Origin of the sequence: Phaeobacter italicus, from assembly GCF_019801785.1 — a bacterium.
GTDB lineage: Bacteria > Pseudomonadota > Alphaproteobacteria > Rhodobacterales > Rhodobacteraceae > Phaeobacter > Phaeobacter italicus.
In genome coordinates, this window is the sequence record NZ_JAHVIJ010000002.1 from 321429 (window position 1) to 348333 (window position 26905).

The following is a 26905-nucleotide window of genomic DNA, read 5'->3' on the forward strand; positions in this document are numbered from 1 at the left end:
TCATCGTGGCCTACCGCCCGCGCGTCCAGCGATTGGCGCGACTGTCGCGGTAAAGTGGCGATTTCACCGCCACGGAAACTGCCGCATAGGTCAAAAAACCAGCCGGATCGCGCAACGCGCGCCCTGCGATCTGTGAAAGGGAAGGGCGGCGCACGTCCTCATTTGCCAGCAATTGCGGAAACCGGGATGCAATTTCGTCAACGCCTGCATTCTGCCTGCGCCGAACCCTGACCAGATTGCGAAACCCTTCGACCAGAGGCCAATGATAGGATGCCGCCAGACGCTGACGTTCCTGCGGGGCAAAGCTGAGGCGGGCAAAGATGTCGTCGGCAATGACATCGGGCCAGTCCCCCCAACGCGCGCGTCCGGCCTTGTTCATCGCAAATAGCCCGAACCCCGGAACACCCTTTTGCACGAAGGGCAATGTCGCCCAGAACCGGGCATATAGTCTGCTCACGGTGCTTCTGGCGCGCATCAGCTGCGGCTCGCCACTGGCGTAGCGCGGCTCGTTGCAGTCCAAAGTGGCGCAGATGAGCGGCAACAGCTGTGGTGAGACGAGGACATCTGCATCAAGATATACGAGCACACGGCCACGCGCACGTGTCTCTCCATCTTGCAGGGCGCCGATTTTGCCCCCTTCCGCGCGATCTATTACATGGCAGTCCCAACGATGGGGAACCGGGACCGACTGTGCCTCTGCCACAGTTGCATCAGAGCAGCCATTGGCCATCACGATGACCTCGCCGGTGGCTTGGTCGGGCAGCGGAGCGCTTTCAAACAGGGCAGAGAGGCACGGGCCAATATAGCCTGCTTCGTTATGCGCCGGGATGATAACACTCAGCGTCGGAGCAAGTGCTGTCGGCGTCATTTCGCGGCCTCCAGTGCCTGCCATCGCGGGTTGTCATCGCTCAGGGTGCGCAAGCTGCCCCAGCTGCCCCATTTGCCGGGGGTGGAAACGTCGGAATAGGCCGTGAACAGCGCACCGCCCAGTTCGGGCCACCCCCGCAACAGCGACCGATAGAGCGCGCCCATCTCCTCGGTGTAGTTGAAATGACTGAAAAACGCCGTGAGCGTTTCATCATCCACCATCGGGCCGAGGCCAACGACATGGCTCCCCCCCTCGTACATGATGAGATCCAGATCATGCTTGGCCGCGATTTTTGCGTGATAGGGCAGGACGCGCTCTAGTAGGTCAGTAATCGTGTCCTCGCGCGAGCCGGACACCAGCCCGTCACGCAGTTCGGCCTCGGCCAGTGCGCTGGCCGCATCATATCGGTGCTTGGTGACAAACGTTGCTGCGGCGGTTCCTTCCAGCCCGCGGGCTGCCGCCGTCGCCTCGGCCTGCTCGTGGCTTTGTGCAATCCAGGCTCGCAGCGTGGCCGCGCGCTCAGGCAGGCCAAGGATGCCGCCGAAGTAACCAGTGACCGCGTAAGCGTCAAAACTCTTGGCTGGTGGGCGGCGGGCCGGATCTTCGGCCACCCAGAGTGGCGCTTGCAGGATCTGCTCTTCCAGGCCCAGCCAGCCGGTCTGGGTGGAGAGCACGCGTACCAGGCGCTCTGGTGTGGTGTCGCCAAAGACCTCACTCCAGATCCCGGCAACCTCGGCCGCCCGACCGCCGTAATATTGCATCCACAGGTCAGAGCCGCCCCAGCGCGCCTTTGCCTGCGCATCTGCCCAGACCGCCTGCTCGAACTGCCAGTTCCATACCTCGTTGGAGTATTCCACATAGGCGCGCAAATCCGGGTCCAACTGATCCTGCACCAGCCGGGCATAGTTCCGGATATAGCTGTCATCCGCCATATGGGGCAGGGTGAACCAAGGCGCGGTTTTCAGCTGGTTTGCCAATGCAACCAGAACCTCGGCGGGGACGCCTGCTTGGGCCCACGTGTAATCCTGCGGGTGCGGGCGGTCTTCCCAGCCGATTTGGGAGGAGTCATTAGTTGCCATCCAGTCCATGAACCGCAGCGCCGCAAAACCCTGCATCAAAGACAGCCAGTCGGGATTGAACAGCTCTCCCCGCTGCCACAGAGGCAGGTGACGTTCTTGCACGACAGAAATGTTGCGAATGTAGTCGCCAGTGCCTCGGCGGTCGCTGCGCTGGATGCGAATGTCCACTGCACCGGGGCCGGGAGTATAGTCGAAACGGATCTCACTGCTCCCGTAGCGGATGTTTTCGGCGCGGCCTGCGACCTCGATGATCCCGTCTCCGTCAAACTGGAGGACATAGCGCCCCTCCAGCGTTGTTGCCGTGCGCGGCAGATCCGTCAGGATCAATGTGCCGATTGACCCCAACTCAGGAGGCAGCGATGTGGGCCAGCCGTACTCGTCCAGGTATCCAGCAGCGGCCAAATCCGGGTGATCGACCCCGCCCCATTGGCCGGGCAGGTGACCGATCCAGGGGCGTGCGGTTTTGAAATGGTCCAGAAACGGGGCCTGTGGGCTCCAGTCCGCGATTGCCGCGAGGTTCATGGCAATCGGTTGGCGTGGGACAGGAGCCGATTTTGCCAGAGTGGGTGCCTCGCCCGTGGCGCCAAGCTTGGCCTGAACCGGGGCATTCAGAACCGGCAGTGTCGGGTCAGTGGGCATCGGCAGAGGGTCAGCGGGCAGGGCGGCGCGAATAGACGTTTCTTGGGCAGCCTCCCATGCAATCATTTGCAGGCGCCGGGCAAGCGGCGGGGTGGGTGCCGCGTATGCCTGCCCCCACCGATTACGCAGCTGATGGGGCAATCCGACCGGGGACTGGCCGGTCAGAACGGCATATTGAAAAGCGGAGAGAAAGTAGAAACCGATATCATTGGGGTGAATGTCATCGTCAAAGATATCTTCAATCCGGTTGAGCCCGGGAACTGTTCCCGCGCGAATGGCGTCATCCAGCCGCGCCATCGCCTGACCTGCCTTGAGCAGGCGAATATCCCCTCCGGTCTCGCGATTGACGGCGTCAACCACGCCTTGCCAGCGGGGCAGGTCTGCCTCCAACCGGTCGCGCCACGGGATAGAGGCGTCAGCGTCAAAAGGCACCTCTGTCCCGCTGCCGCTCAGCAACGAGTGCCAGGTCTCCTGCAGGTAAACTTCCACCTCCGGGTTGGTCGTTTTGGCAAGGGTGTAGAAATCACCCAGCGCAGCCTCGGTGTTGCTCCACTTCAGGTGATTTGCGAGCGGGATGGCCTCGGTCACGATCAGGGCATCGACGGGCTCTTGAAGCCGCTCCCGGGCGTTGATGCCTTCCGCACGTGCGGCATGGGTCCAGTTGTAGCTGAGAGGCGCGCCGTTGATGATCTGTGCCTCAACCGTGACGGGCTGTGTGGTTTCGCGGCCGGGTTGTTCCGACAAAAGCTGGTTCAGCATGACGGGATTGTCCGGCCCAAACAGTGAATGGCCGACCATCACGACGCTTGTGACCAGCTCTGCCAGTGTCATCTGCGGACCCCGGTGCGGGGGTGGGACGTCACCACCGTCCAGACAATTTCCTGAACCTTGCGTGCAGCCTCTGCAGAAAAGGCCCGCGCTGGGCTGCCGTCTGCGCGTGTCAGCTGATGGGGCTGTCCTGCCGGGTTCACGTGGTAGAGCACGCTTAGATGGGTCAGTGCGACAATGTAGGCGCCCAGATCGTTGATATGGATCTGGTCCTGCGCTCCGTCAGGGGTGATGGCGAACACATCCTCGCGTCGTGACAGGCCGGGGATCTCTCCCGCCTCGATGGCGCGCACGACGGCGGCCATGACCTGACCTGCGGGGATCAGATAGGCCGGGCGGTTCGGGTTGCGCCGGGTGTCTGAGCCCGCCAATCCGCCGAGCCATAGCTGTTCCAGATCAGTGTCAATTCGGGCAAGCCAGCCATCGGGCGTATCCAGAGGGTGCCATGTTTCATAGAGATAGAGACGTGTATTGGCAGACCCGGCCCGTGCCAGATCAGCCCACCGGCGGAAGTAGCGCGCGCCTTTGAAATAACGGATCGCATCCCGCAGCTCGACCATCTCGGTCAAGATGACGGCATCATAATCACCCGAGCCCACCGCCTCGCGGGCATCCCGCCAGATTGGAGGGTGGTTGACCTGATCGAAATGCAGGATGTCCTGATCGGGCTCCCAATGCTGTTGCAGCGGTGTGCCGGACCCCAATTGCGTGTTGTAGGCATGTCCCTTGGGGGCCAGTTGCGCAAGCATATGTGGCATGTCGGCCCCAACCAGTGAATGCCCCAGATGATAGACCGTCATCGCACCGGATGGCGGGGCAAGTTCGGGTACGGCGAAAGGGGTCGCCTGAACAGAGCCAAGCGGCAGCAGAGCCAGAAATGCAAGAAAACCGCGACGCCCGATCATCGCACCCGCGGGAGCTGCGCCGCAGTTGCGATCAACCCCTCCCCAATAGCAAAGCGCCCTTCGATCCGGTCACCGGTCACAAATGGTGCACGCTCCGCAGTGAAACACGCCGAAAACCGGCCACAAAGCGTGACCTGGGCGTGTTGTGACGTCGCACAGGCGCTGTTATCCAATGTCAGGTCCAGTTCCATTCCCTCAAATCCGAAAAACTGCTGGCTCAGGTGATACTGACATTTATAGGCGGCTTCCTTGGCGGAGAATATCACTTTGGCAAGCTGACCGGGATTGGCCTGCCTGCTGAGCCAGGCGCGTTCTGCGGGTCGGCAGATCTGCGGGATCAGATCATCGGAAAGCGGTGTGTCTTCTTCCAGATCTACACCAAGGGCCTGAATGTCCTCTGCTTTGGTTGCCACGGCGACGGCCGCGCTGCGGCAATGGCTGATGGATCCAATGAGCCCGGTTGGCCAGATTGGCGCCCGTTTGGGGCCGATCAATATCGGTTCGGCCGTCAGACCAAGCGCCGCCATTGCCCGATGCGCCGCAGCGCGCCCTGCTGCAAATTCGCGCCGCCGCTTGTCGACGGCATTTGGCGAAAGACATGCAGCTTCAGACGGGAAGGGCGCGGGCGGGTCGTCTTGCGGATCGCAGGTTTCCACTGCAACGGATGCGGCAAACAAGGGCCGTATCAGCGCCCGGTGGCGGGCGCTGCGCTGGCTGTCCAGAATGGCAGTCATCCCTGACGCGCCCGCCTGTTGGCCCGCATTGCGCGGCGTTTTGACATCATGTCGGACTTGGCCGCCGCATCAACAGCGGTCGCCGCCGGCTCTGCTTCAGGGGGGGCGTCACCGGTCAGCGTGGCGATGTGGCCTGCCAGACCAGACAGCGTTGGGAAGCGGAAAATATCCGTGATCGACAGTTTTGGTACATCCAGCGTGCTCCGAATGTCGCGATGCGCCTGAACCGCTAGCAGAGAATGCCCGCCGAGCGTAAAGAAATTGTCCTCGGCGCCAATGCCTTCCAGCCCCAGAATGCGGCCCCAGATCTCGGCGATCTGGGCCTGCGTGCCCCCCGTTGGGGGCGCAGAGTGGACGGGCACGGCGATCTTCACGGGGGTCGGATCCGGCAATGCATTGCGGTCGATTTTTTTGTTGGGCGTCAGAGGGAAATGATCAAGGTGCTCAATGTGGCTTGGCACCATGACCTCTGACAGCTGCTGAGCCAAGGCGGCCTTGATCGCGGCCTGATCCAATGGCGCCTGTCCGGTGACATAGGCAATCAACCGTGTGTCAGAAGCCGTCACACCAGCGGTGGCCATGTCCCGCGCAACCACCACCGCTGCGGTGATACCCGGCAGCGCGGCCAGCGCGGCTTCGATCTCGCCCAGCTCGATCCGCTGGCCGCGGATCTTGACCTGATGGTCGCTGCGGCCAAGGAAATCCAATTGGCCGTCACTGCGCCAACGCACGAGATCGCCGGTCCGGTACAGATGAGAAGAGGCAACGCCGGTTGTTGCGGCCTTGGCAAAAGGATCAGCGACAAAGCGTTCGGCGGTCAGCTCCGGCCGCTGCCAGTAGCCCGCCGTGACCCCAGCGCCACCAATCATCAACTCCCCCGGCACACCAACTGGCTGCGGCTCTAGCTGATCGTCCACGACATAAACGGTGGTATTGGCAATGGGGCCACCGATGTGGGCGGTGCCTGCTGGCGTATCACCAAGGGTTTGCATGGTGGACCAGATCGTCGTTTCGGTCGGGCCATACATGTTGTGAATGGTGGCTTCGGTTGCGCCACGCAAGTCGCCAACCAGATCACCCGGCAAGGCCTCGCCACCAACCAGCAGCTGGGAAAGCCGGCCGAGAACGGGCCGCGCATCACTGTCAGCCGCGATCATCCGTGCCATCGACGGGGTGCACTGCATATGGGTCACGCCATGGCGCAGGATCTGCGCCGCGAGCGATACGTCATCAGCCGCCAACTCCTGTGGTGCATTTGACAGGCGCAGCACCTCAGCCAGCGGTTTCAACCCTTCCAAAACGACCTCCGGCGCGATGCCGTAGTCGATGAGGCAGGCAATTTCATCCACCCCGATGCGTTTGAGCTGTTCAACCCGCTGAAGCGCGTCTTCGACCGTGCCGAACAATCCCGAATCCTCAAAGTAACGCTCAAAGGCGAATTCGAGGATCGCTTCGAGCTCGTCTGCCGAGAGCATGCCAAGATCCATCTCAAACGGGTTTGAGACGCCTTTGGGTTTTTTGAAGGCGGGGAAGGCCCAGGCATATTGCTTGATGAGCCCGGCGGCCGCGCGCAGGTAGTCCTTCATCGGTTCGCGCGCGGTCTCACGCGCCTCTTGCCGTGTCGGGGCAAGATAGCTGTGCAACATGAGGGTGACCTTGTGGTCGCGCGGATCATATCCTGCAGCGCGCAGTGCGTCGTGATAGATGGTGATCTTGCCTGCGACCTCTTCGATGCTCTGGCCGAGCAAATGGGTCAATACGTTGGCCCCGATGCTGCCTGCTTCGCGCCAGGTGTCCGGGTTGCCGGCGGTTGTGACCCAGACGGCAAGCTCTTTGGAGACGGGTCGCGGCTGCGTCATCACGCTGTGCAAGGCACCATCCTTGCGCGCAAAGCTCACCTCTTCGCCGCGCCACAGCTTGCGCACGGTTTCGATGGCCTCAAACATCGCGGGCTTGTTTGCGGGCGGGGTGTTTTCAGGCCGCAGGATGAAATCATCCGGCTGCCAGCCAGAGGCAAACCCAATACCTGCGCGTCCTGCTGTCAGGTTGTCGATGACAGACCATTCTTCGGCAATCCGAGCAGGGTGATGCAGTGGTGCGACGCAGGATCCTGCCCGCACGCCAATATTCTGCGTGACAGCTGCAACCGCGGCGCCGGTCACGGATGGGTTCGGATAGGGGCCACCAAAGGCGTGGAAATGCCGCTCTGGCGTCCAGACCGCGTTGAACCCATGTTGATCGGCGAACTTCGCGCCCTCCAGCAGCAGTTCGTATTTGCGCGGGCCAGGACCATCGTCATTGCCCCAATAGAACAAGTTGAAGTCCATGCCGCGGTCACTGGTGGAAATCGGCCCGTTTGAGAGCTGCAACCGGCTTTCATCGCTGGACAACACCAGCTTCAACCCGCGCGACAGCGTCCAGAACAGTTCCAGCACGGAAATATCAAACGACAGGCTCGTCACGGCAAGCCAACAGTCCCCCGGCTGATGTGGGATTTTCCGGTCCATTGCGGCAAAGAAGTTGGCGACATTTCCGTGACGCACCATCACCCCTTTGGGGGTGCCAGTAGAGCCGGAGGTATAGATCAGATAGGCCAGATCCTCTGGCCCGGGGGGCTGGGCGCCTGCGTCCTGCCCGTTCACTGTGCGCGATGGGAGGTCATCGAGCGCCACAACGATTGCAGCTGCGCGATGCGGCAGCTGTGGTTGCAGGGTGCTGGTGGTGAGCAGGACGGATGCGCCGCTGTCGGTGATGAAATGTGCGATACGATCGGCGGGATAGGCCGGATCCAACGGCACATAAGCGGCGCCGGTTTGCATGGTCGCCAGCGCGGCAACCACCAGGTCGATGCTGCGATGCAGATAAATTCCGACCCGGTCGCCGCGTGTGACACCCTGTTGGCGCAGCACAGCAGCCAGCGCGTCAACACGCCCCTGAAGGTCGCGGTAGCTCAGGCTGTCATGTTCAAAAACCAGCGCAGTTGCATCAGGTGTGCGAGCCACCTGGGCTGCGAACTCTGCCGGGATTGTGCTGTCTGTTGTGCCCTCAAGCGCTGTGGCGTTCCACTCGACCAGTAGCTTGCGACGCTCGTCCTGTGGCAGGGCAGGAAGGTCGCTGATGGTGCGGAATGCCCCCTCCTGCAAGGCGGTGACCAACAGGCTGGCGCGCGCCACCAGCAGCTCTTGAGCGGTTTCGTCCAACTGGCTGCTATCAAGGATCAAGGTCAGCGTGGCATCCGTCAGGCATAGCGTCACAGCACAGCCTGCAATCGGTGCGTTTGTATCCAGGGCGCAGCCAAATGTCGGCTGCAAGGGGCCGCGGGCGCGCAGTTCCGGTGCGCGTTGCTGCAGGTCGACTGCAAAGCCTCCCAGCTGATCTGCGGTCTCGACCTCAGCTGCAAGCCCTGCGCGCAACTTGGGCAGATCATCCGTGCGCGCGACCTGGGCGGGCACCCAGTCGCTGATGAAACCGGGACGCGCCATTTGCGCAATGCGGCTGGTGCGCAGGGCAATACCTGTTGTTTCTGCCCCAGTGCTGCGCAGGCTCAGCGCGGCGGTTGCCAGCACCGCGTCCGCCGGTGTCAGCGCGGCTTTGGCGGGAACGGGGATCACATGGTTGACGTGGCCTGTTGTCGCCTGAGCGGAGATCAGCGCGAAATCATCAGCTGGCAGATCTGCCAGTCGCGCGCGCCACTGCGTTTCGCCTTTCTGGGTCGATTTGAGCGCATCGCCCAATGTCGTGCGCGCCGTCGCATCTAGCTGGGGCAGGATATCCCCCTCTTTGGCCACGGTTGCGAGATCGAGGCCAGAGCCATCGCTGCGTTTTACTGAGCTGAGATGCAGCGCCCCTTCGGCGCAGGCCACCGTCAGCCGGTCCTGCGAGACAGCCAGAACCTCACCCGCTGCGCCTGCGCCCTCAGCGCGGCTTGCGGTGCCAACACTCAGGACGTCAGTCTGTCCATCTGTACCGGCAACCATGATCTTGGCGGTGCACAGCGGATTCCAGTAGCCATTGAAATCCAGAGCCCGAACCAGACGCAGGAGATCATCTGCCGGTTGCCCGAAATCCAGAACACCGCCGGCCGCGGGGCGATCGGCGCGGGTATATAGCTTGCGTGTCGTGAAATCCTGCGGCTGTCGGTCCAGTGTGCCGCTTTCCAGTTGCGCCAGCACCTCGCCAAAATTGTCCATCGCAGCGGCGTAGCACTTTGCGTTCAGGCTGTAGGCGGTTTCGTCTTTTGCGATATCGAACAACCGTTGGGCAAGGATATCCCCCTCGTCCACGCCACCCTCGATCATGTGCCAGGTGATGCCATAGCTATCGGCACCCTCGATCAGGGCCCAGTTCGGAGTGTTAAGACCGGCATAACGCGGCAGTGGGCCGTCGTGAAAGTTCACGCCTCCCTTGCGAGCACGGGCCAGCACGGGGGCTGGAATGATGTCGAGATTGGCAATCGACAACAGCCAGTCTACGTCCCCCTCAAATGTACGCGCATCTGTTAGAACCGGCAGCCCCTTGCCTTCAGCCCAGGCGCTGATTTCGGCGTCGCGGCTGACAACGGCGCTGATCTGATGGCCTCTTGCCAGCAGGCTGTCCGCACAGGCGATCAGCAGTGATTCATTGCCAAGCACGATACAGGAGAAGGGTGTCATTTGGGTTCCTCCGCAGAAGACGGGGTGGGGCGCGTTTCCATAAGACGGGTCACATGCGGACGAAAGAGCGCACGTGAGTGATGGGCAAGCAGATCCCGCAGGAAATGGGGGGGATCTGTTGCAGGCTTGTTCGAAATCACCCGTCGCAGACGATAAAGCAGACTGCCTGCGACAAGTGCAGCCGTGGCAAGCGCTGCATAGGTGCGGCCACGGGTGCTGATAAAGTAATGCAAGCGGCTGTCGAACCAGTAGCGTGGCGTGCGCTGCCAGTTTTTCATGCCAGTGGATGCCGACCCGACATGGGCGACTTCGCTCGCGGGGAGGTAATGCGTCTGCCATCCCGCGCGAGCAGCCCGGTGGCACAGCTCGGTTTCCTCAAAATAAAGAAAGAAGGCCTCATCAAATCCGCCAACGGCCTCAATCACCTCTCGTCGGATCAACAGGCTGGCTCCCGCTGTCCAGTCCAGCGGTGCCGGTTCTTTTGGCAACGCCATCGGCACAACGGAATTGCGCAACAGGCGTGTGATGATCCCGGTTTGTACGGCGCCTTCAAACTCTCCCGCGACGGAGGGAAAGCGAAACGCCGTACAGTGCGGTTCGCCGTCCATGCCGCGCACATAAGAGCCGACCAGCCCGGCCCGTGGCGTGGCAATGAGATAGTCGCGCAGGGAGCGAATGGCGCCAGGCTGCACAAAGGCGTCAGAGTTCAGCAGATAGTAAAACGCAGGTGCGCTGCCATCCGAGAGACCAAGCCGGAAGCCGATGTTCATTCCCGCGCCAAAGCCACCGTTTCTGTCGCTGGCAATGACACGCAAGCGACCTGTGTTCAGCCAGCCGCGATCCTTGGCAGCGGCCAGTATCGTATCGTAGGATCCATCGCCCGACCCGTTGTCGATGATCACGATTTCCCCTGGCAGTTCCGCCATTTCAACCAGCGCCGCCGCCGCACAATCCAGCGTCATCTGTGGCGTCTTGTAGTTCAGGATAATCGTGAGAATCCGGATATCGTGCGTGGTGTCGAGCATAGGCTACTCTGCGGCCTCCGCTTGTCGGGAGGCACTGGACTGTCGGAACGCACCCCGGTCGGCAGCGTCGAGGCGGGCTTTTACCTCTGCGGCCAGTACGCTGACATTTGGAACCAGAACCATGCTGTCATGATCACCCGGCACCTCGACCACCTCGATGTTGCGGGCAAAGCGGGTCCAGTCGTTGTCTTCAAAGACATATTCACGTTCGGCACTGACCCAATTGCCCCCGGACACCGGCCAATGACGATCCAGTGGCGGACGGAACAGCGTCAGCGGTCCTTCCCATGGGCGTAAATCGTAAACCGGCAGCGCGGCCCGGAACGCCAGTTCGACCTTTCGGTTGTTGAAAGCGGGCAGAGTGCCATCTTCTGCAGGGCGGTCGCGACGCTTTTCGATCTCCCAGGCGATCCGGTTGCTCAGCCATTCGCCGAGATAGCCCAGCCCCTTGCGACGGAGTTCAGCCCATTTGATCAGCGCCTTGTCATGGCGGCTGAGCTCAGGGCGCATCGGCAGCGGTGTATCGAGCAGGATCAGGGCAGCGGTTTCCTCGCCTGCCTGCTTGAGCTGCTGCGCCATTTCATAGGCGGTCAGCCCCCCGCCAGAGAAGCCACCCAGCAGATAGGGGCCTTCGGGTTGGACACTGCGAATTTCAGCGAGATAGTCGCGCGCAGCATCGTCAAGACGGTCATGCGGCGCCTCCTCTCCGATCAGGCCCTTGGCCTGCAGCCCATAGACCGGGCGGTCCTTGCCAACCATCAGGGCAAGATGGCGCAGGTTCAGGACATTGCCGAACATGCCCGCCACAAGGAAGAAGGGCCGCCGTCCGGTGCCATCACCGGGGTGCAGCTGCACCAGATGGGTGTGGCGTGCCGCGGCCTGTGTCGATCCGGCATCATCGTCAGAGGATGCATCGGTTGTCAGCCCCCCGCCGGTTCGGGCGATGATGATCTCGGCCAGTTTTGCCACTGATGGGGCCTCAAAGAGGGTGGAGATGGCCAGATCGACGCCAAAGGTGCGTTTGATCTGCGCAAACAGTCGCACGGCAATCAGCGAGTGCCCGCCAAGGTCAAAGAAACTGTCCTCCACCCCGATCTGTGAGACGCCGAGCAGACGGGCGAACTGTGCGGCGATGTCTTCTTCTACCGCGTTGCGAGGCGCGATGTAGTCGGTATCGAGCTGCGGTCGGGCAAAGCTCTGATCGGTTGTGGCCTGTGCCTTGGGTGGTTGATCGGCCTCGGCAATCAGGTCCGGCAGATGAAGCGAAGAGACGACCACTTGGTTCAGGTCTGTCGCAAGCGCGCGGCGCAGTGCCTCTGGTCCCTCCTCGGCGCGAATGCCGTTTGCGATATTGCGGTGCAGACGACGTTCCTCGGGGGAAAGGGGCTGCGCGTGATTGGCGCTGGCCAGCCCCAGATCCGCTGTTGTGGCATCCACCGTGTTGACAGGCGCAGAGGCAACCGGCCCGCTCATTTGTTGCATTCGGAAGCCGTGAATTTCGACCAGAACAGCGCCGTCCGGGGCGCAAAGGGTGATGTCAAAGCGCGCGGCGCCAGCTGCGCTGTCGCGAAGGCGCATGTGGCTGACAATCTCGGAGCCCTTGGTGGCGGGCAGGGCGGCATAGATACACAGGCTGTCATAGGACACCGGCACCCACAGGGAAGTATCGCGGTAAGTCGGCGCGAGGTCGATGGCCCAGCCGGTGGCCAGATCCATCAAGCCCGGCGGTAGCAAGGTGGCGTCTGCGCTGGCAGCATCCGGCAGGCGCAGGCGCGCGAGACCTTCGCCGTTGCCGCGCCGCATCTCCTGCAGCGCGTGCCAGCGCGGACCAAAGTCAAGGTTGGCCTCTTGCGGGACCATCAGTCGATCACCAGCGGCATCGGCAAGCGCGGTGCAGCGGGCGCTGATCTCAGCAATCGGCAGCGGGGCGGGGTGTTCCGGTGCTGCGTCGGTGACCAGCACCGCCTGGACGTGCAGGGCGTAGCCTTCGGCAACTTCGCTGAACACGGCAAACTCATAGCCCTGTTCAACCGCGGTCAGGCGTACGACAATGTCGACAGGGCGGGCTGCCGTGACAATCAGCGGGCGCAGAAAATACAGCTCACGGATCTCAAATGGCGCCTCGTGGCCCAGCTCTGCCAGGGCTTCGGCTGCATACTCGATATAGCCGGTGCCAGGCACCAATGCGGTGCCATCCTTGGTCCTGTGTTCCGCAAGCAGCCATTGATCGTCTGTCAGGCGGCGATGGAACAGGACAGCGCCATCGCTGGCAAATTGACGGCTGTCAAACAGCGGTTGGCTGGATGGCTGTTCTTGTGGTGTCTCGCTTCCCGAGCGCGCGTCCATTGCATCTGCGGCCATGCCGACATCCGCCCAGACCCCCCAATCGATCGCAAGCACTCTGGTTTTGCTGTCAGGGCGCGCGGCATGGTGGCGGGCAAAGGCATTGAGATATTCGTTGGCCGCCACATAGTCGACCTGTCCGATGGGTCGCGTCACCGCAGAGGAGGAGGAGAACAGGACCATGACCTCCAGTTGATCCGGATCAAACAGGTCCGAGATGACCCGCAGCCCGCTCACCTTCGGGGCGAGCACCTGTGCGATGTCCTCTTCGGTCTTGGCAAGAACCGGCGCATCGTTGATCTGACCTGCGCCATGAATGACGCCCGTGATGGGACCGAACGCAGCCTCTGCACTGGCGACAGCCGCGCGCATCTGCTCGCTGTTGCAAACATCCGCAGCCAGCGACAGGACACGTCCCTTGCCGATCGCTTCCAGCTGCTGCACTGCGCGGATGCGCTGGGATTGTGCATTGGCAGGGCTGTGGCGGTTCAGATGGGTATCCCAAGTGTCGCGCGGGGGCAGGCCAGCACGCGAAATGAGCACCACATTCGCGGCATAGTTCCGCATCAGATCGGCTGCGATCGTGCGCCCAATACCGCCATAGCCCCCGGTAATCAGATATGTGCCACCGTTTCGGAAGCCGGGTGCGTCCGTCTCCGTCGCATCCGCTTTTGCAAGAGGAATGGCTCGCCAGCGCAGAGAATAACGCCGCCCATCCCGGATCAGCGCGATGTCATTTGAAGGCTCTGCCAGTAGATCCTCCAGAAGTGGCGACAATGACAGCTCTGTTTCCTGATTAGACAACAGTCGGCGCAGCCCGGTTGGCCGCTGTGGCAGCTCAATGTCCAGCGTTGCACAGGTGAGCCGGGCCACTTCGCGGGGCAGAACACCTGCGGGCCCAGCAATCATTGCCTTTTCCGGATAGGGCAGGGGCTCGTCGCGCAGTTGGGCCGCGCCTGTGGTCATGACGCAGAGGTGGATGGGATGGGGCAGATCAACTTGCGCAAGCGCCTGACCAAGTGCCGTCAGGGCGTAAAACCCCATCTCCAGATTGCGGTCAAAGAAGGACGCACCGGGGCGAAAGCTCTCTTGCTGCGTGACCAGCCAGAAATGGCCAATGCGGGTTGGCATCAGATCGCCATCTGCCAGATCGGAGAACAGCGCGTCATAGCCTGCGCGTCCCTGTTCGGGAGCAAGCATAAAGCGGGTTTCGCTCAGCCTTGCGTAGGTGTCGCCGGGAACCACGTGCACGACCCTGTGTCCCGCGTCTTCAAGCCTGCTGGCAAGCGCTGCGGCAAGTCCGGTGTCATCCTCAAAGAACAGCCAGGTTTCAGGGTGGCGGTTCAGATCATCCTCTACATCAATATCGCAGCTTGCAAAGGCAGGCCGCCAGGCTGGGCGATACCCCCAGTCGCGGATGTCCTCGTGGCGGGCGGGAGCGCTATAGGCCTGTTCCGCTGCCTTTTCCTTGGCCGGTTCGATGAAATAATGACTGCGCTGAAAGGCGTAGGTGGGCAGGGGCAGGCGGTTGCGACGTACATCGCCCCAGATCTGATCCCAATCCGCCTCGTAACCGCAGGCCCACAAACGGCCGATCACACCAAAGAAGTAGGCATCATCCGCGACGTCCTGTTCTGGGTGGCGCAGGCAGGACAACACCTGTCCCGGCTTTACCTGTGGCGCCATCTGAGCCAGTGATGACAGCGCTTTGCCGGGACCAACCTCAAGGAAGATGCGGTTGGGAACCGCGGCAAGCGTGTCGATGCAATCGGCGAACATCACAGTGTTGCGCAGTTGGCCGACCCAATAGTCCGGATCCGTCGCCTCTGACGCGGTCAGCGCCTTGCCGCTACGATTTGAGATAATCGGCAGATTTGGCGGCGTGAGCGTCAAGCCCTTCAGGAACTGGCGATACTCCTCCAGAATGCCGTCCAGCATCCGGCTGTGGGCAGCGATGTCGATCTGGATGCGTTGGTGATCGATGTCTTTGGCCGTCAGCTGCGCAGACAGCGCATCAAGGGCATCTTGCGGTCCGGACACGGCTGTCAGGTTGGGGGCGTTGACGCTGGCAATATCAAGATTAGGACTGATCAGGGCCTCAACATCCTGCAACGGAAGAGAAATCGAAAGCATGCCGCCTGCGGGCACATTGTCAAAGAGACGACCGCGCAACAGGATCAGGTCGATGCAGGCCTCAAACGACAAGACGCCGGCGAGGCATGCGGCTGTGTTTTCGCCCATTGAATGCCCGACCAGTGCCGCTGGGCGCACGCCCCAGCTGATCCACAACTGAGCAAGGGCGTATTCGACAATCATGATCAGCGGCAGCTGTACGGAGGGTTGTTGCAGGCGGGCATTTGCGGCCGCCTCGTCGCCGTCCTCTGCCAGCCAAATTGCGCGGATGTCATAATCCAGCTGGTTTTGCAGATGGTCGAGCCCCCGGTCCATCCAATCGGCAAAGACCGGTTCTGTCTCATATAGATCGCGGGCCATGCCTGCGTATTGTGCGCCGCCTCCCGGGAACATGAAGACGGTTTCTGGCGTGCCGTCCAGACGGTCATGGGTGAAGACCTTGCGGGGATCAGCCTCTATCAGCAGCGCGGCCGCTTCTTCGGCGGTTTCCGCAACCAGAGTGCGGCGTTTGGCAAAACCGCGTCGCCCTTCCTTTAGCGTGTAGGCGACATCTGCCAGATCAAGACCGGGATTGGCCTTCAGGTGGTCGGCCAGGGCATTGGTATTTGCATCAAGCGCAGCTTTGGACTGACCGGAAATGCACAGGATGTGGAATGGGAAATCGCTTTCCTCGGAAGGCGGGCGGGCAGGGGTCTCTTCCAGAATGACGTGGGCGTTCGTGCCACCCACGCCGAGAGAATTGACACCGGCGCGGCGCGGTCCCTTATGGGACGTCCAGGCCGTCAGCGCAGAATTGACGCGAAACGGGGAGCCATCAAAGTCGATGGCGGGGTTGGGGGCCTCATACCCCAACGATGGGGGGATTTCGCCGTGGTGCAGTGCCAGTGCGGTTTTGGTCAGGCTGACCACCCCCGCTGCGGTATCGAGGTGGCCAATGTTGGTTTTGACCGACCCGATACGGCAAAAGCCCGTGGCGTCGGTGCTGTCGCGGTAGGCTTCCGTCAAAGCGGTGACCTCGATCGGGTCGCCAAGATAGGTGCCGGTGCCGTGGCATTCGACATAGTCAATGGTTTCGGCCGGTGTCTTTGCTGTATCCAGCGCCTTGCGGACGGCCTTGGCCTGGCCGCCGACAGAGGGCGCAAGGTAGCCCGCCTTGTCGGCCCCGTCGTTATTGATCGCCGACCCTTTGATGACGGCCCAGATGTGGTCACCGTCTGCGATTGCGTCTTCCAGCCGACGCAGGGCAACCGCCCCCGCGCCAGAACCGAACACAGTGCCCTGCGCGCGGTGATCGAACGCGTGGCAATGCCCGTCGGGTGAAAGGATTTCGTTCTCCTTGAACAGGTATCCCCGACCTTGTGGCAGCTCGATCGTCACGCCACCGGCGATTGCCATTTCACACTCGCCCTCGCGCAGGGCCTTGCTGGCGTAGTGGACCGCGACCAAAGACGTGGAACACGCGGTCTGAATGTTGACCGAAGGGCCGCTGAGATCAAAGACATGGCTGACGCGGGTGGACAGGAAATCCTTGTCATTGCCGGTATGACGCAAAAGGAACATGCCGACGTCATCGACCAATCCACGGTTTGAGCAGATGTTGAAATAGAAATAGCTGCCCATGCCACAGCCCGCATAGACCCCGATGGGGCCGTTCAGGCTCTCTGGGGGGTGGCCTGCATTTTCCATAGCCCCCCAGGCAACCTCAAGAAACTTGCGGTGCTGAGGGTCAAGGATTGCGGCCTCCTTGGGGCTGAAGCCAAAGAAGTCTGCGTCAAATTCCGCATAGCCCTCCAGTGATGCAGTGGCGCGGACATAGTTGGGGTCACTCAGCGTGTCGGGGTCTTCCCCGGCGGCGATCAGCTCTTCATCGGTGACGGGACGGATGGACTCGATTCCATCGCGCAAATTGTTCCAAAATTCAGCCGGAGACGCTGCTCCGGGCACGCACAGGGACATACCAACAATAGCGATGTCGCCGCTGTAGCGCGTGTCGTCAAACGGTTTGGATCCAGAATTTCCCAATGCCCCAATCGCCTTTAAATCATGTGCCCCGATCCGGCGTGCCGGCCGCGACAGGTTCGCTACCAATCAACAACACAGGCCAGACCTCTGCAGAGATCCAGCAATGGTGGCACAAATTGGTCCCCAACATGTGAACAGAGCGTACGCACGTCAGCCCCCTTGCCGACATCCACCCCGAGCGCATAGCGCACCGTGCCTAAATTATACGGTAACGTTAGGGACGAAATGTGTCCAATTGCGCCAAAAAAACGAAGAGTTTAAGGCGCCGCAGTCGAGCAGTCAGATCACGCTGCGGGGCTTGTTTGTCACCCCTTGTTGGGCCATTGCCTGCTGGCCCTCGAACAACGCACGCTTTGGCTCGAACAGGCCGGGGTATCGCAATCGTTCTGCGTAGCCGAGCACAGATCCCGCACACAGCCAGGTCACCGGTGTCAGCGTGGCGTTCAAGAGCATATCCACCAGGGTCGCTGCCAGCATCAGGGCCAGCGGCGCCGCATATGGGGACACATCGGCAGGCGCGCGTTTGCGGATCTCGCTCCAGAGCAGCACAAGTGGGCCAGCCAAGAGCCCCATTTCCGCGATGTAGCCCACCCAGCCGTAGGTGCCAAAGACCAGGATCCAACGCCCGTCAGGAATTGAGACGATTTCGCCGGTTTCGCTGTGCCGTACCAGATTGCGGCCCCAGCCGCCCCATCCAAACCACGGCTTTTCTGCTGCACGATCAAGCATCAGGCCTTCGTTGGTGAAACGAAAACCGAGCGATTGCGCCCGTTCGGGGCTGAAGGCCTGAGCCTTGGCGAGAATGGCATCAACGGGCACCACACCAAAGTTGCGCAACATCGGGTAGACGATCGCGATGATACCCAGTGCCAGCGCGAGCCGCATCTGCCAACGATAAGAGGCCATCGCGACAAAGGGTGTGAAAATCAGGCCGTAAACCAGGGATGCAATGCTCTTGCACAGGATCAAAACACCGAAAAGGTAGACAGCAGCCAAGGCAAAGCGACGTTTGTCCGGCCCATCGGCCGCCCGGGCCAGAGCGGTGGCCGACAAAAGGGTCATCAGGACGAACAGTGCCAGCCACAGACTGTGAGGCAGGAACACGATGGGTCGGAAACCACCCTGGCGGATGGTCTGGCTGAAGTCATGCTGGAAAAAACCGTAGATCCAGGTGTTCAGCTGCGGGCTGAAACGGACTTCGAACAGTGAAGGGATGGAATACACCAACCCAGCCACCATCAGCGTCATCACAAGCGTTTTCTGTTGGGCCTCGCTTGATAGATAGCGGCGGCCAAGAAAGAAAGGCAGCAGGAAAATCAACTGGTTGATCATCACTGACCCCAGATCCCGCCAGCGGAGTTCGGGCAGAGCGTAGGTCGGGAAGACGATAGGCGCCGCATCCTCAAGAACCCGGAAAATGATCGGATCCCCATTGGTCAATACTGTCGCGATGACAGAGCCGAGAAACAGGGCGACGAGCGCACGCATGATGGGCTGGCGGGGCCAGATTTCGACCTTTTTGCCCAATAGGTAGACGCAGATGACAAAGGCCACGACAGACGGAATGGAATCCTTGTCCATGTCCGGAATCAACGGCAGGTCGAATACGGCGATCGGGGGCAGGAACAGATAGCCACCGATGATTGTCCACAAAATGGCGTGCTGAAGCGACAGCCGTTGAAACAAGCCAAAAGCAACCGCCGGCCAGGCGATCAGCATCAGATATGCCAGCGCATTGGGCATTGCTCGTCTTTGTGGCCTCGTCTTGTCCGACCTAACAGGCGCTGGGCCGAATGGTCTCGGTATGGGCTCAGTTCTGGCGCAATCTGGCCGTTTCAATCGTTAAGTTTAACCATAGTTCCCGCATCTGTCGCGCGCATTCGTCTATAGAGGTAAACTCTTGCTCGGATGTGGTGTCCGTGTGATCGAGGACATGTCGGATGCAGGCTCTGGGGCAGAAAATGGGGCAAGGTCGTGTATTTTGATTTCAAAGACGTTCGGATCGACGTCAATATCGCCGACCGCACCCGGTTGGAGCAGGCGGTCATGGGCCATTTCCAGACGCGCCGCGGGTTTGCTCTTGCCACTGTGAATCTCGATCATCTGGTCAAGATGAAGGCCTCTGACTCTTTTCTGAAAGCCTATGCCGCGCAGGATTTCGTGGTGGCAGATGGTCGGCCAATCGTCTGGCTGTCACGGCTCGCGCAGCGGCCCGTGTCGCTCATGCCGGGGTCTGACATGGTGGTACCATTGTGCCAGTGGGCCGCTCGGGCGGGGGTGCCGGTCGCATTCGTGGGCAGCACAGATGTTGCCCTTCGCGACGCTGCCGAGGCGCTGAAAGCCGAAGTGCCGGGGCTGGAGGTCAATTGGTGTCATGCGCCCTCGGGTGTGTTTGATCCTGCCAGCGATGAAGCTACCGACATCCTGCAAGAGCTCGCCCGTCGGAAGATCGGTCTTTGTTTTCTGGCGCTGGGAGCCCCGAAGCAAGAGGCGATGGCCGCGCGCGGTCGTGCCCTTTCGCCCGAGGTGGGATTTGCCTCTGTCGGGGCCGGGTTGGATTTTCTGGGCGGCCACCAGAAACGCGCACCAAAACTGGTGCGGGATCTTGCGCTGGAATGGGCGTGGCGTTGGCTCTGGAGCCCGCGTCGGCTAGGCCCGAGATACCTGAAATGCCTTGCGATCCTGCCCGGTCAGCTACTGCACGCGTTGAGACTGCGCCATCCTTAGACGCGCTATTTATATTCCAATAGACCACGGGATCGGCCGCGCATCCGCAGCCAGTGATATTCCAGTGCGCCTTGGGCTTCGGCAAATTTACCGATGACAGAAAACCACGCCCGCTGCAGTCCCATCTGGCGGGAAAGCCGGATGATCTGCGCAGGGTACGCCAGCAACAGCACTGCCGCCCAAGCGGTGCAGGCCACGGACAGGGCCAGCGCGGCAAGAGGCAATCCAGCGCCCCAGATCAACGCGCGGCGGGTTTCGCGCACCCAGTGCCGCTCAGGCGCGTTGCCATGCAGAGCGGCCCCTTCGGCAAAGGCAAATCCGGCACGCCGACTGCGCTGCCACCATTGGCCAAACCGCATCATCTGCGCATCATGCAACGTCATTTCCGCTTCATGACGCCAAATCCCCCATCCGGCGCGCGACAGACGCAGGCAGAGTTCCGGCTCTTCCCCGGCAATCAGATCATTCCGGTAACCGCCGACTTCGCGCAGGGCTGAAAGACGCATCATTGCATCCCCCCCGCAGGCCTTGGCTGGACCCACAGGCGTGTCCCATTCATGATCACAAAGCCGGTTGTAGACCGAAGCCTCTGGATGGCGTTCGCGCCGACGGCCGCAGACCACGGCGAGTTTTGGGTCGCTCTCCAACGTGGTGACCGCAGCGTCGATCCAGCCCGGCACAACCTCGCAGTCACCATCCACCAATTGCACATATGTACTGTCGCCATCGAGATGGGCCAGGCCCGCGTTCCGGGCGCGGGCGGCGGTGAACTTCTGCGACATATCCAGACTGACCACTTCGGCCCCGAGATCGCGGGCGGCTTCAACTGAACCATCGGTAGAGCCGCTATCAACATAGATCAGGCGCCGCACCTGACCTCGCAAACTGGTCAGGCAGGCAATCAGTCGCGTGCCCTCATTTCGGCCAATGACGACCGCATCGATATGGGGGGCAACCTTGCCCGGCAGGTCGGGATCGGTGGTCAATTCGACATCTCCTCCACGAAACGCGCGGACACCTGCAAAAAGCCCGCAGCCCGCAGAGCAGCGGGTCCGTCGTAGACCTCGGCGTGGTCTGACCACAAAGACAGGTCTGGTCGGGCATCAAAACCGGCCAGGCGCAATGCGTCTTCTCCGTGGCCAATGGACTTGCTCGCAAGGCTCGCCTGATCGCGGCCGATCGGGTCATTTGCAAATTTGTAATGCTTCAGCACGGCCATGGCGTCTGCCACTTTGACACCCGTCGACAGATGTGGATGCACCGCAGGCGCGACGCCCGGCACGACCTTCACCAGCGGGTGCTTGCTCAGGCAGCAGTTTTCACCAAAGGCGCTGGCGCGGATGCCGCCAAACTGAAACCGGGGGGCGGTGGTATCCGGCACTGTGTTGAGGTGCAAGAGATCTGAAAGCCCAGTTGCACGATCACGATAGGCCAAACTGCGCACTGCCGTGAGATCGTAGTGGCAGAACTCATCCTGTGCCTCGGCGTAGCTCAGGTCTGCAGTGTCGCGCAGCGCGCATCGGGGGAACATCTCCAGCATCTGCGCCATCATCGCAGTGTAGCCGTACCGCTCCAGGTACCCCGTCAGCCCACGCAGTCCGCGCTCGGAGCGGCCGTCGAAGTCGAGGATTTCATCCATGTCGGCAAAAAGGCACCACCGTCCGCGACTGAACCGGGTCGCGGCATACCCGCGAAATAGGTTCTCGAACCGCCCCCAAGGAAGGGTGGATTGCAGGACGCTTGCATCCGGTTCTGCGGCAAGCCGTGACAGGGTTTGATCTGTTGATCCCGTGTCGCAGAACACAAAGTGGCGCACGCCAAGGCTGCGGTAGTGGTCAAGAAAGATATCCAGATAATAGGCTCCATCCCGTACGAGGGCGACCACGGTGACATCGTCTGCCATTCCTTGCGGGTCAACGGGGCCGGAGAGGTGGCGCAGCGAGCGGTCAAACCTGAGCTGGTCAATCCGGGCCCGGACATGGCGCTGCAGAATACCCCCGAGCCGATCAACCGCCCGCGCCGCCAGGCCGGGCACTTGCATGGCGTCGGAATCGGGGTGGCCTGCGATGTCCTTGTTGCCGCTCAAATCTGTCTCTCCTGTTGTCGGTCGCGGTACGTCGATCTGTTGCTTTCTTTGGTTTAGCAGTTGGCCCGCAGTCTCACGCTACATTTTTTATGTTAGCGCTAAAACTTTTGCCCTGCGTCCAATTGCATTTAACCGCCGAATACTGCACTGTCTCGCAAAATTCGTACATTCGAAAGGCAGAGCATATGAGCTCGGACGTGACAGTGCTGGTTGGCGATGTGGGTGGCAGCAATACCCGGCTGGCCCTTGCCGGGCCTGAAATTGGTGTGACCGCCCTGCAGAGCTTTGCCAACGACAGTTTCGCGAGCCTTGATGACGTGCTTGCCGCTTATTGCGCACAGCCCGATCTGCCGCCCCTGGCTGGCGCCTGCATTGCAGTTGCCGGCCCTGTTTACGGCAATGAATACCGTTTGACGAACCGCGACTGGCACGGCACGGCAGATGACCTGGCAAAACAGCTGAACCTGGGGGAGGGCGGGCGCGTTGATGTGATCAATGATCTTGCCGCGCTCGGCCATTCAGTGCCTGCGCTTATTCCGGGCCAGTTGTCGTCGCTGCGGGCAGGTCACCAGCGGGGCAATCAGGCGTTGGTTGCGGGGATTGGAACTGGCTTCAACGTTGCCCTTACTGCGAATGGCAACACGGCTGAGGCTGAGATGGGCCATGCGAGCCTCGCAGCGCCCGTGGCTGACCTGCTGAGGAACATCCTGGGCGATGACCGGGCCGCTGGGTTCGCGACCAACGAAGATCTGTTCTCTGGTCGGGGGCTGGTGCGCTATCATCAGGCAATGCACGGCACCGCACCCGAAGGCGGCGCGCAGATCGTGGCACGTTTCCTCGAAGACGAAAACGGCCCAGAGGCACAAACCGTCATCACCTGGGCAAAGCTGCTGGGGCAGTTCGCGCGGGAACTGGTGCCGACCTACATGCCCGGCATGGGGATTTTCTTTGCAGGAAGCGTTGCGCGCGGCATTCTGGGCACCTCTGCGCGCGACGTGTTTCTGGAGCAGTTCCTGCAGCCGGCAACAGGTGTTCAGGCGCGCTGCGAAACCACACCACTTTGGGTGATCACAGATGATGCCGCCGGGGTCAGTGGTGCGGCCCGTTTTGCAATCGAGACCGCCAAATCCGCAGAGTGATCTGTCCGCTTCAGCTTGGGGTGAATTATCCCGGTGGCATCCACCGGGATTTTCTGTGACCTGCGGGAATGCCCCCGTCTTTAGTAGTCGCGCTTGAAGAACAGGCCAAACCCGGTTTCACCCTCGCCATCAACCTTGCCGGTGACGGTGACGCTCTTGCTGACATCAAGGTTGATGCTCAGCTCGCTTTCGCCGCGGGTGTTGACGTTGAAGTCGGTGTAGACGTTGTCAGAGATGTAGCCGCCGATATCCAGCAGGCCGGATCCGAGGTTGTCGAGCCCGACTTCTACGTTGCTGGCGCCAGTTTCGTCCCTCAGCGCGCCTTCGACTCCGCTGCTTTGACCGCTGAGGCGGGCGACAGAGCCTGCCAAACGGGCAAGCGCGAGTGGCGACAGATCTTGAATGTTGTCGCCAAACAGCAAGAGCGCCAGTGCTTCCTCGCTTGGCCGTTCAGGGTCAGAGGTCACCTTGATTTGCGGGCTGTCGATCAGACCCGAGATTTCAAGCGTCGCGGTGCCTTCCGAGGTGGTGGCAGAGGAGCGCAGCAACAGATATGGGCGCAGATCTCCTTGCAGGGTGATTTGCCCCTCGTCCAGCGCGAGCCGACGGCCCAGAATGTCAAAGGTGCCCCGAATAAGGCTGATCTGGCCTGCGGGTGCGAGGTTGGCGGTGCTGCCGCGCAGATGGATCTGGCCCCCCAGTTCGGCGCGTACGCCCCTGCCACGCGCAAATATCCGGTTTGGAGCGCTGATCATCACATCTAGCAGCGTCCGACCACTGCCACCGCTTGCGCTGTTGCCGCTGTTCAGCAGGCCTGCACGCGCGCGGGTGGTGCGGACGGCCTTGGGTTCAGAAACATGGCGGATCTCGGGAATGGGGGCTGCGGTGACTGAGCCGCCGGCGGTAGCGAGGTTGATGTTGGTTTCCCCCACATTGATGCGACCAGACAGCCTATTGGTGCCGATTAGCCCGCCTTGCACGGAGAGAGCACCGGACAGCCGTGTGTCGTAGGACAGCTTGTCGCTCAGCACCACGTCAGACAGGGAGATATTCAGACCGGCATCAAACGGGGCCGTCAGGCCAATGGGGCCGGAAATTTGCAGCTGGCCGCCGTCACGGGGGCGTGCACTCAGGGTGATGCTTGCGCGCGAGTTTGCGATCGAGACAGTGCTGTTGATGCCGTCTATCCGTTGGGCTGCAGCAGGAATAGCAAGTGAGGCATCGCTGGTTCTGATTTGACCACTGAGCGCGCCAAGGCCCGGGGGGCCGTTCAGCGCCAGGTCGAACTGCGCCGCCCCGCGCAACAGGTTTGGCGCGATAAACGGATTGATCCCTTCCAGCCGCAGCTGACCGTTTGCATCGATATCTGCGGTTCCGGCGACTTCGTCCCAGGTGCCGCGCACAGTGCTGGTCACGCCGGCCGGGCCTTCGGCGCGACTGTCGATGGTCCAGACCCCTGCGCGTCTCTCGGCGGTGCCGGTTGCCGTCAGTTGGCCTGCCAACTCGGGCACAAACCGCTGAACCTGCGCGACCAGGGCGTCAAACGAAATGTCAGCGTCGCCCTTGTCCTCGCTCACCCGGCCCTCAAGCTGCGCTGACAACCCCGCGGGGCCATCGGCGTTGCCGTCAAAGGTCCAGACGCCAGCCCTGCGCGCGCCGGTGCCCTTGACCTCAAGAGAGCCAGCAAGCGTCGGGATAAAGCGTTCCAATGCGTTGATTGCCGCATCAACTGTCAGATCGCTATCACCATTGAGGTTTACATCACCCGATAGTGTTGCCAGCGACGACCGTGGACCGCGGAGTTGTGCGACCCCGGAAAAGACGTCGTGATCACGCGTGATATCCGCTGAAAACTCCAGCGCGCCGGGCGCCTGCGGAAGGATCTGCTCCAGCTCCTTCAGTGTGGCGCCCAAGGTCAGTTGCCCGCTGGTGCTGCCAAGGGTTCCCTTGGCGTTGGCAGCCAGGGCTTTGGCCGCCAGATCGAAATGGTCGATCCGCAGTCCGTTTTCGTCGCGACCCGCCTGCAAGGCGATTGTGCTGGTGCCACCGATCAGGTCATCGACCGGAGCGAGACCGGAAGACAGATCCTGCCCCAGCACGGAAAGGTCGACGTCAAAAGCACCGGAAAGAGGGGTGGCAGAGCCGGAAACGGTTGCCGTGACGCGCCCTGACAGGGATTGACCGCTCAGATCGGAGAGGCGGGAAATATCCTGCAATCCCGCCCGCAAATCGGCGGCAACCCGAAGGCCGCTTTCCAATCCTTCAAGAGTCAGATCGCCACTGGCCTGATAGTCTGTTCCGGACAAATCCATGTTGGTGATGCGGACTGCCCCAGGGCCATCAGTTGTGACCCGCCCCTCAAAGTGCAGGCTGTCGCCAATAGCACGCGCCAACGCCGGGTCGGTGAGAGCAAGACCGTTCAGCGAGGCGGTGATCTGCCCGTCCAATGCAAAGGCCGGGCTTTGATCCAATGTGCCTGTCATTTGCAGTTCTGCCGAAGCAAGCGAAACGTCCGGCGTGCTGAAGCGGTCGGCCTGCGCCGCAATCACCCACTCCCGACCTTCGGGTTTGCGGGCGTGCAGTGACAGGGCAGAAACGGTGGTCGATCCGCCAGATACCGGAAGAACGACAGCAATCTGATCGTTGGGCGGCGTAATATCGGCGCGAATGTCCGCCTGTTGCAGCATACCGCCAGCCGCCATTTCAACGCCGCCACTGACATTCAGGGCCTGGGTGCTGAGCAGCAGGTTGTCGATAACAAGGCCACCCGCAGCTTTGGTCTGGCCGCGCAACCGTGCCTGCATGTCGGGGCCAAAGAAAGGCTGGTAGACAGGTTCAACCAGTTCTGTGATGTCGCCGGTCAGATCCGCAGAGAACTCGATCGGGCGGGCGTCGATTTCTCCCTCCGAGGGGGGCTCTCCTGCTGCGGCCAGCACAACCTGACCTGCCAGACGTTCGCTGCCATCTGTCTTGAGCACAAGATCCGCATTGAAATCGGACACGGGGCCCTTGCCGGTCAGGACCAGATCAATATCCGGCCCCCCCGGCAAGTTCAGCGTGCTAGATACCAGGCCGCCATCATCTTCGTGCAGGGTCATGTCCAGCGTGATGTTGCCCGTGGCATTGGCAAACCCTGCGCTGAGATTGAGCGTATCGCTTGCGCGGTCCAATCGGGTAATGGTCAGCTGGCTGTCCAGTGCACCATCGGCAAGCGTCAGCGTGCCGTCCACATCCAGAACCGCGGCCACCCCGGCGAGCTGTTCTCCAAGCGTCAGCTCTGCCACCGAAAGCTCGCCGATCTTGATGGCAACCGGCACTTCGGGGAGCTGAAAAGGAGTGGCTTCGGGTGCAGGCAGATCCGGGTCTTCCAGCGGCGTTGTGGGCGCACGTTCTATGTGGATGCGATCAGCCTTGAGCGCGTTGACGGAGAAATTCCCGCGCAGCAACGCCAGGCGGTTCCAATCCAGCTCTGCCCCTTCGATGGTGAGCCAAACGCCATCGGCGTCTGCCACTGTCAGCTTGTCCAATGTCGCACGGGAAGAAAGCGCGCCCTCAAGACCCGTGACGCGGATTGCCCGGCTTTCCCCCGACAGCGTATCTTCAAGAAAATCGACAAGGAGCCCGCCAGAGCTCTCGCTCTCCTGGGCTATGGCCACGGGGGCTGAAGCGATCAGGCTTGTGCTCAGCAACACGGGGGCGAGCATGGAGGCCGGGCGCAGATATGC

13 protein-coding genes are annotated in these 26905 nt (G+C 61.5%); 2 read left to right on the forward strand and 11 right to left on the reverse strand.

What is annotated here, in order from left to right:
- Window positions 1-10 precede the first annotated feature (10 nt).
- The 8 genes from KUV39_RS05950 to KUV39_RS05985 form a co-directional block, all read right to left on the reverse strand.
- Window positions 11-868: a glycosyltransferase family 2 protein gene (locus KUV39_RS05950; protein WP_222459227.1), complete on the reverse strand. Its 858-nt coding sequence runs from the start codon at window positions 866-868 to the stop codon at window positions 11-13.
- Window positions 865-3417 (reverse strand): hypothetical protein, encoded by a 2553-nt coding sequence (locus tag KUV39_RS05955; protein WP_222459228.1) that lies wholly within the window; start codon window positions 3415-3417, stop codon window positions 865-867. Before KUV39_RS05955 ends, KUV39_RS05950 begins: the two co-directional genes overlap by 4 nt.
- Window positions 3414-4319, reverse strand: coding sequence for a hypothetical protein (locus KUV39_RS05960; RefSeq protein WP_222459229.1), 906 nt, complete (start codon window positions 4317-4319; stop codon window positions 3414-3416). The genes KUV39_RS05955 and KUV39_RS05960 overlap by 4 nt, the downstream gene beginning before the upstream one ends.
- Window positions 4316-5053 carry a 4'-phosphopantetheinyl transferase family protein gene (locus tag KUV39_RS05965; protein ID WP_222459230.1) on the reverse strand — a complete coding sequence of 246 codons (738 nt, stop codon included), beginning with the start codon at window positions 5051-5053 and terminating at the stop codon, window positions 4316-4318. Before KUV39_RS05965 ends, KUV39_RS05960 begins: the two co-directional genes overlap by 4 nt.
- The gene (locus KUV39_RS05970) at window positions 5050-9705 is read right to left on the reverse strand and encodes a MupA/Atu3671 family FMN-dependent luciferase-like monooxygenase (protein ID WP_222459231.1); all 4656 of its coding nucleotides are present in this window, start codon (window positions 9703-9705) and stop codon (window positions 5050-5052) included. Before KUV39_RS05970 ends, KUV39_RS05965 begins: the two co-directional genes overlap by 4 nt.
- On the reverse strand, window positions 9702-10730 hold the full coding sequence (locus KUV39_RS05975; RefSeq protein WP_222459232.1) for a glycosyltransferase family 2 protein: 1029 nt from the start codon (window positions 10728-10730) through the stop codon (window positions 9702-9704). The genes KUV39_RS05970 and KUV39_RS05975 overlap by 4 nt, the downstream gene beginning before the upstream one ends.
- A gap of 3 nt (window positions 10731-10733) precedes the next feature.
- Window positions 10734-17228: a type I polyketide synthase gene (locus tag KUV39_RS05980; protein WP_222459233.1), complete on the reverse strand. Its 6495-nt coding sequence runs from the start codon at window positions 17226-17228 to the stop codon at window positions 10734-10736.
- Between the two features lie 279 nt (window positions 17229-17507).
- Window positions 17508-18971 (reverse strand): hypothetical protein, encoded by a 1464-nt coding sequence (locus KUV39_RS05985; RefSeq protein WP_222459234.1) that lies wholly within the window; start codon window positions 18969-18971, stop codon window positions 17508-17510.
- A 231-nt stretch (window positions 18972-19202) separates the two neighbouring features.
- Here KUV39_RS05985 and KUV39_RS05990 point away from each other — a divergent pair, with 231 nt between their 5' ends.
- A complete protein-coding gene (locus tag KUV39_RS05990; RefSeq protein ID WP_222459235.1) occupies window positions 19203-19955 on the forward strand; it encodes a WecB/TagA/CpsF family glycosyltransferase in 753 nt (250 codons plus the stop codon).
- A 5-nt stretch (window positions 19956-19960) separates the two neighbouring features.
- Here the strand turns inward: KUV39_RS05990 and KUV39_RS05995 are convergent, their stop codons facing one another.
- Together KUV39_RS05995 and KUV39_RS06000 are read right to left on the reverse strand one after the other, a co-directional pair.
- Window positions 19961-20941, reverse strand: coding sequence for a glycosyltransferase family 2 protein (locus tag KUV39_RS05995; RefSeq protein WP_222459236.1), 981 nt, complete (start codon window positions 20939-20941; stop codon window positions 19961-19963).
- Window positions 20938-22041: a glycosyltransferase family 2 protein gene (locus KUV39_RS06000; protein WP_222459237.1), complete on the reverse strand. Its 1104-nt coding sequence runs from the start codon at window positions 22039-22041 to the stop codon at window positions 20938-20940. The genes KUV39_RS05995 and KUV39_RS06000 overlap by 4 nt, the downstream gene beginning before the upstream one ends.
- Before the next feature lie 185 nt (window positions 22042-22226).
- Here KUV39_RS06000 and KUV39_RS06005 point away from each other — a divergent pair, with 185 nt between their 5' ends.
- The gene (locus KUV39_RS06005; RefSeq protein WP_222459238.1) at window positions 22227-23180 is read left to right on the forward strand and encodes a glucokinase; all 954 of its coding nucleotides are present in this window, start codon (window positions 22227-22229) and stop codon (window positions 23178-23180) included.
- An 80-nt stretch (window positions 23181-23260) separates the two neighbouring features.
- On the opposite strand, the gene KUV39_RS06010 is transcribed toward KUV39_RS06005, so the two are convergent.
- Complete coding sequence (locus tag KUV39_RS06010) at window positions 23261-26884, reverse strand: translocation/assembly module TamB domain-containing protein (RefSeq protein ID WP_419555530.1); 3624 nt, start codon at window positions 26882-26884, stop codon at window positions 23261-23263.
- Between the last annotated feature and the right edge of the window lie 21 nt (window positions 26885-26905).

Excerpts from the sequence above, each read along its gene's own strand:
- KUV39_RS05975 (WP_222459232.1), bottom strand. The coding sequence starts at position 10,730 with ATGCTCGACACCACGCACGATATCCGGATTCTCACGATTATCCTGAAC.
- KUV39_RS05955 (WP_222459228.1), bottom strand. The coding sequence starts at position 3,417 with ATGACACTGGCAGAGCTGGTCACAAGCGTCGTGATGGTCGGCCATTCA.
- KUV39_RS05985 (WP_222459234.1), bottom strand. The coding sequence starts at position 18,971 with ATGCCCAATGCGCTGGCATATCTGATGCTGATCGCCTGGCCGGCGGTT.
- KUV39_RS05950 (WP_222459227.1), bottom strand. The coding sequence starts at position 868 with ATGACGCCGACAGCACTTGCTCCGACGCTGAGTGTTATCATCCCGGCG.
- KUV39_RS05970 (WP_222459231.1), bottom strand. The coding sequence starts at position 9,705 with ATGACACCCTTCTCCTGTATCGTGCTTGGCAATGAATCACTGCTGATC.
- KUV39_RS05965 (WP_222459230.1), bottom strand. The coding sequence starts at position 5,053 with ATGACTGCCATTCTGGACAGCCAGCGCAGCGCCCGCCACCGGGCGCTG.
- KUV39_RS06010 (WP_419555530.1), bottom strand. The coding sequence starts at position 26,884 with ATGCTCGCCCCCGTGTTGCTGAGCACAAGCCTGATCGCTTCAGCCCCC.
- KUV39_RS05960 (WP_222459229.1), bottom strand. The coding sequence starts at position 4,319 with ATGATCGGGCGTCGCGGTTTTCTTGCATTTCTGGCTCTGCTGCCGCTT.
- KUV39_RS06005 (WP_222459238.1), top strand. The coding sequence starts at position 22,227 with ATGAGCTCGGACGTGACAGTGCTGGTTGGCGATGTGGGTGGCAGCAAT.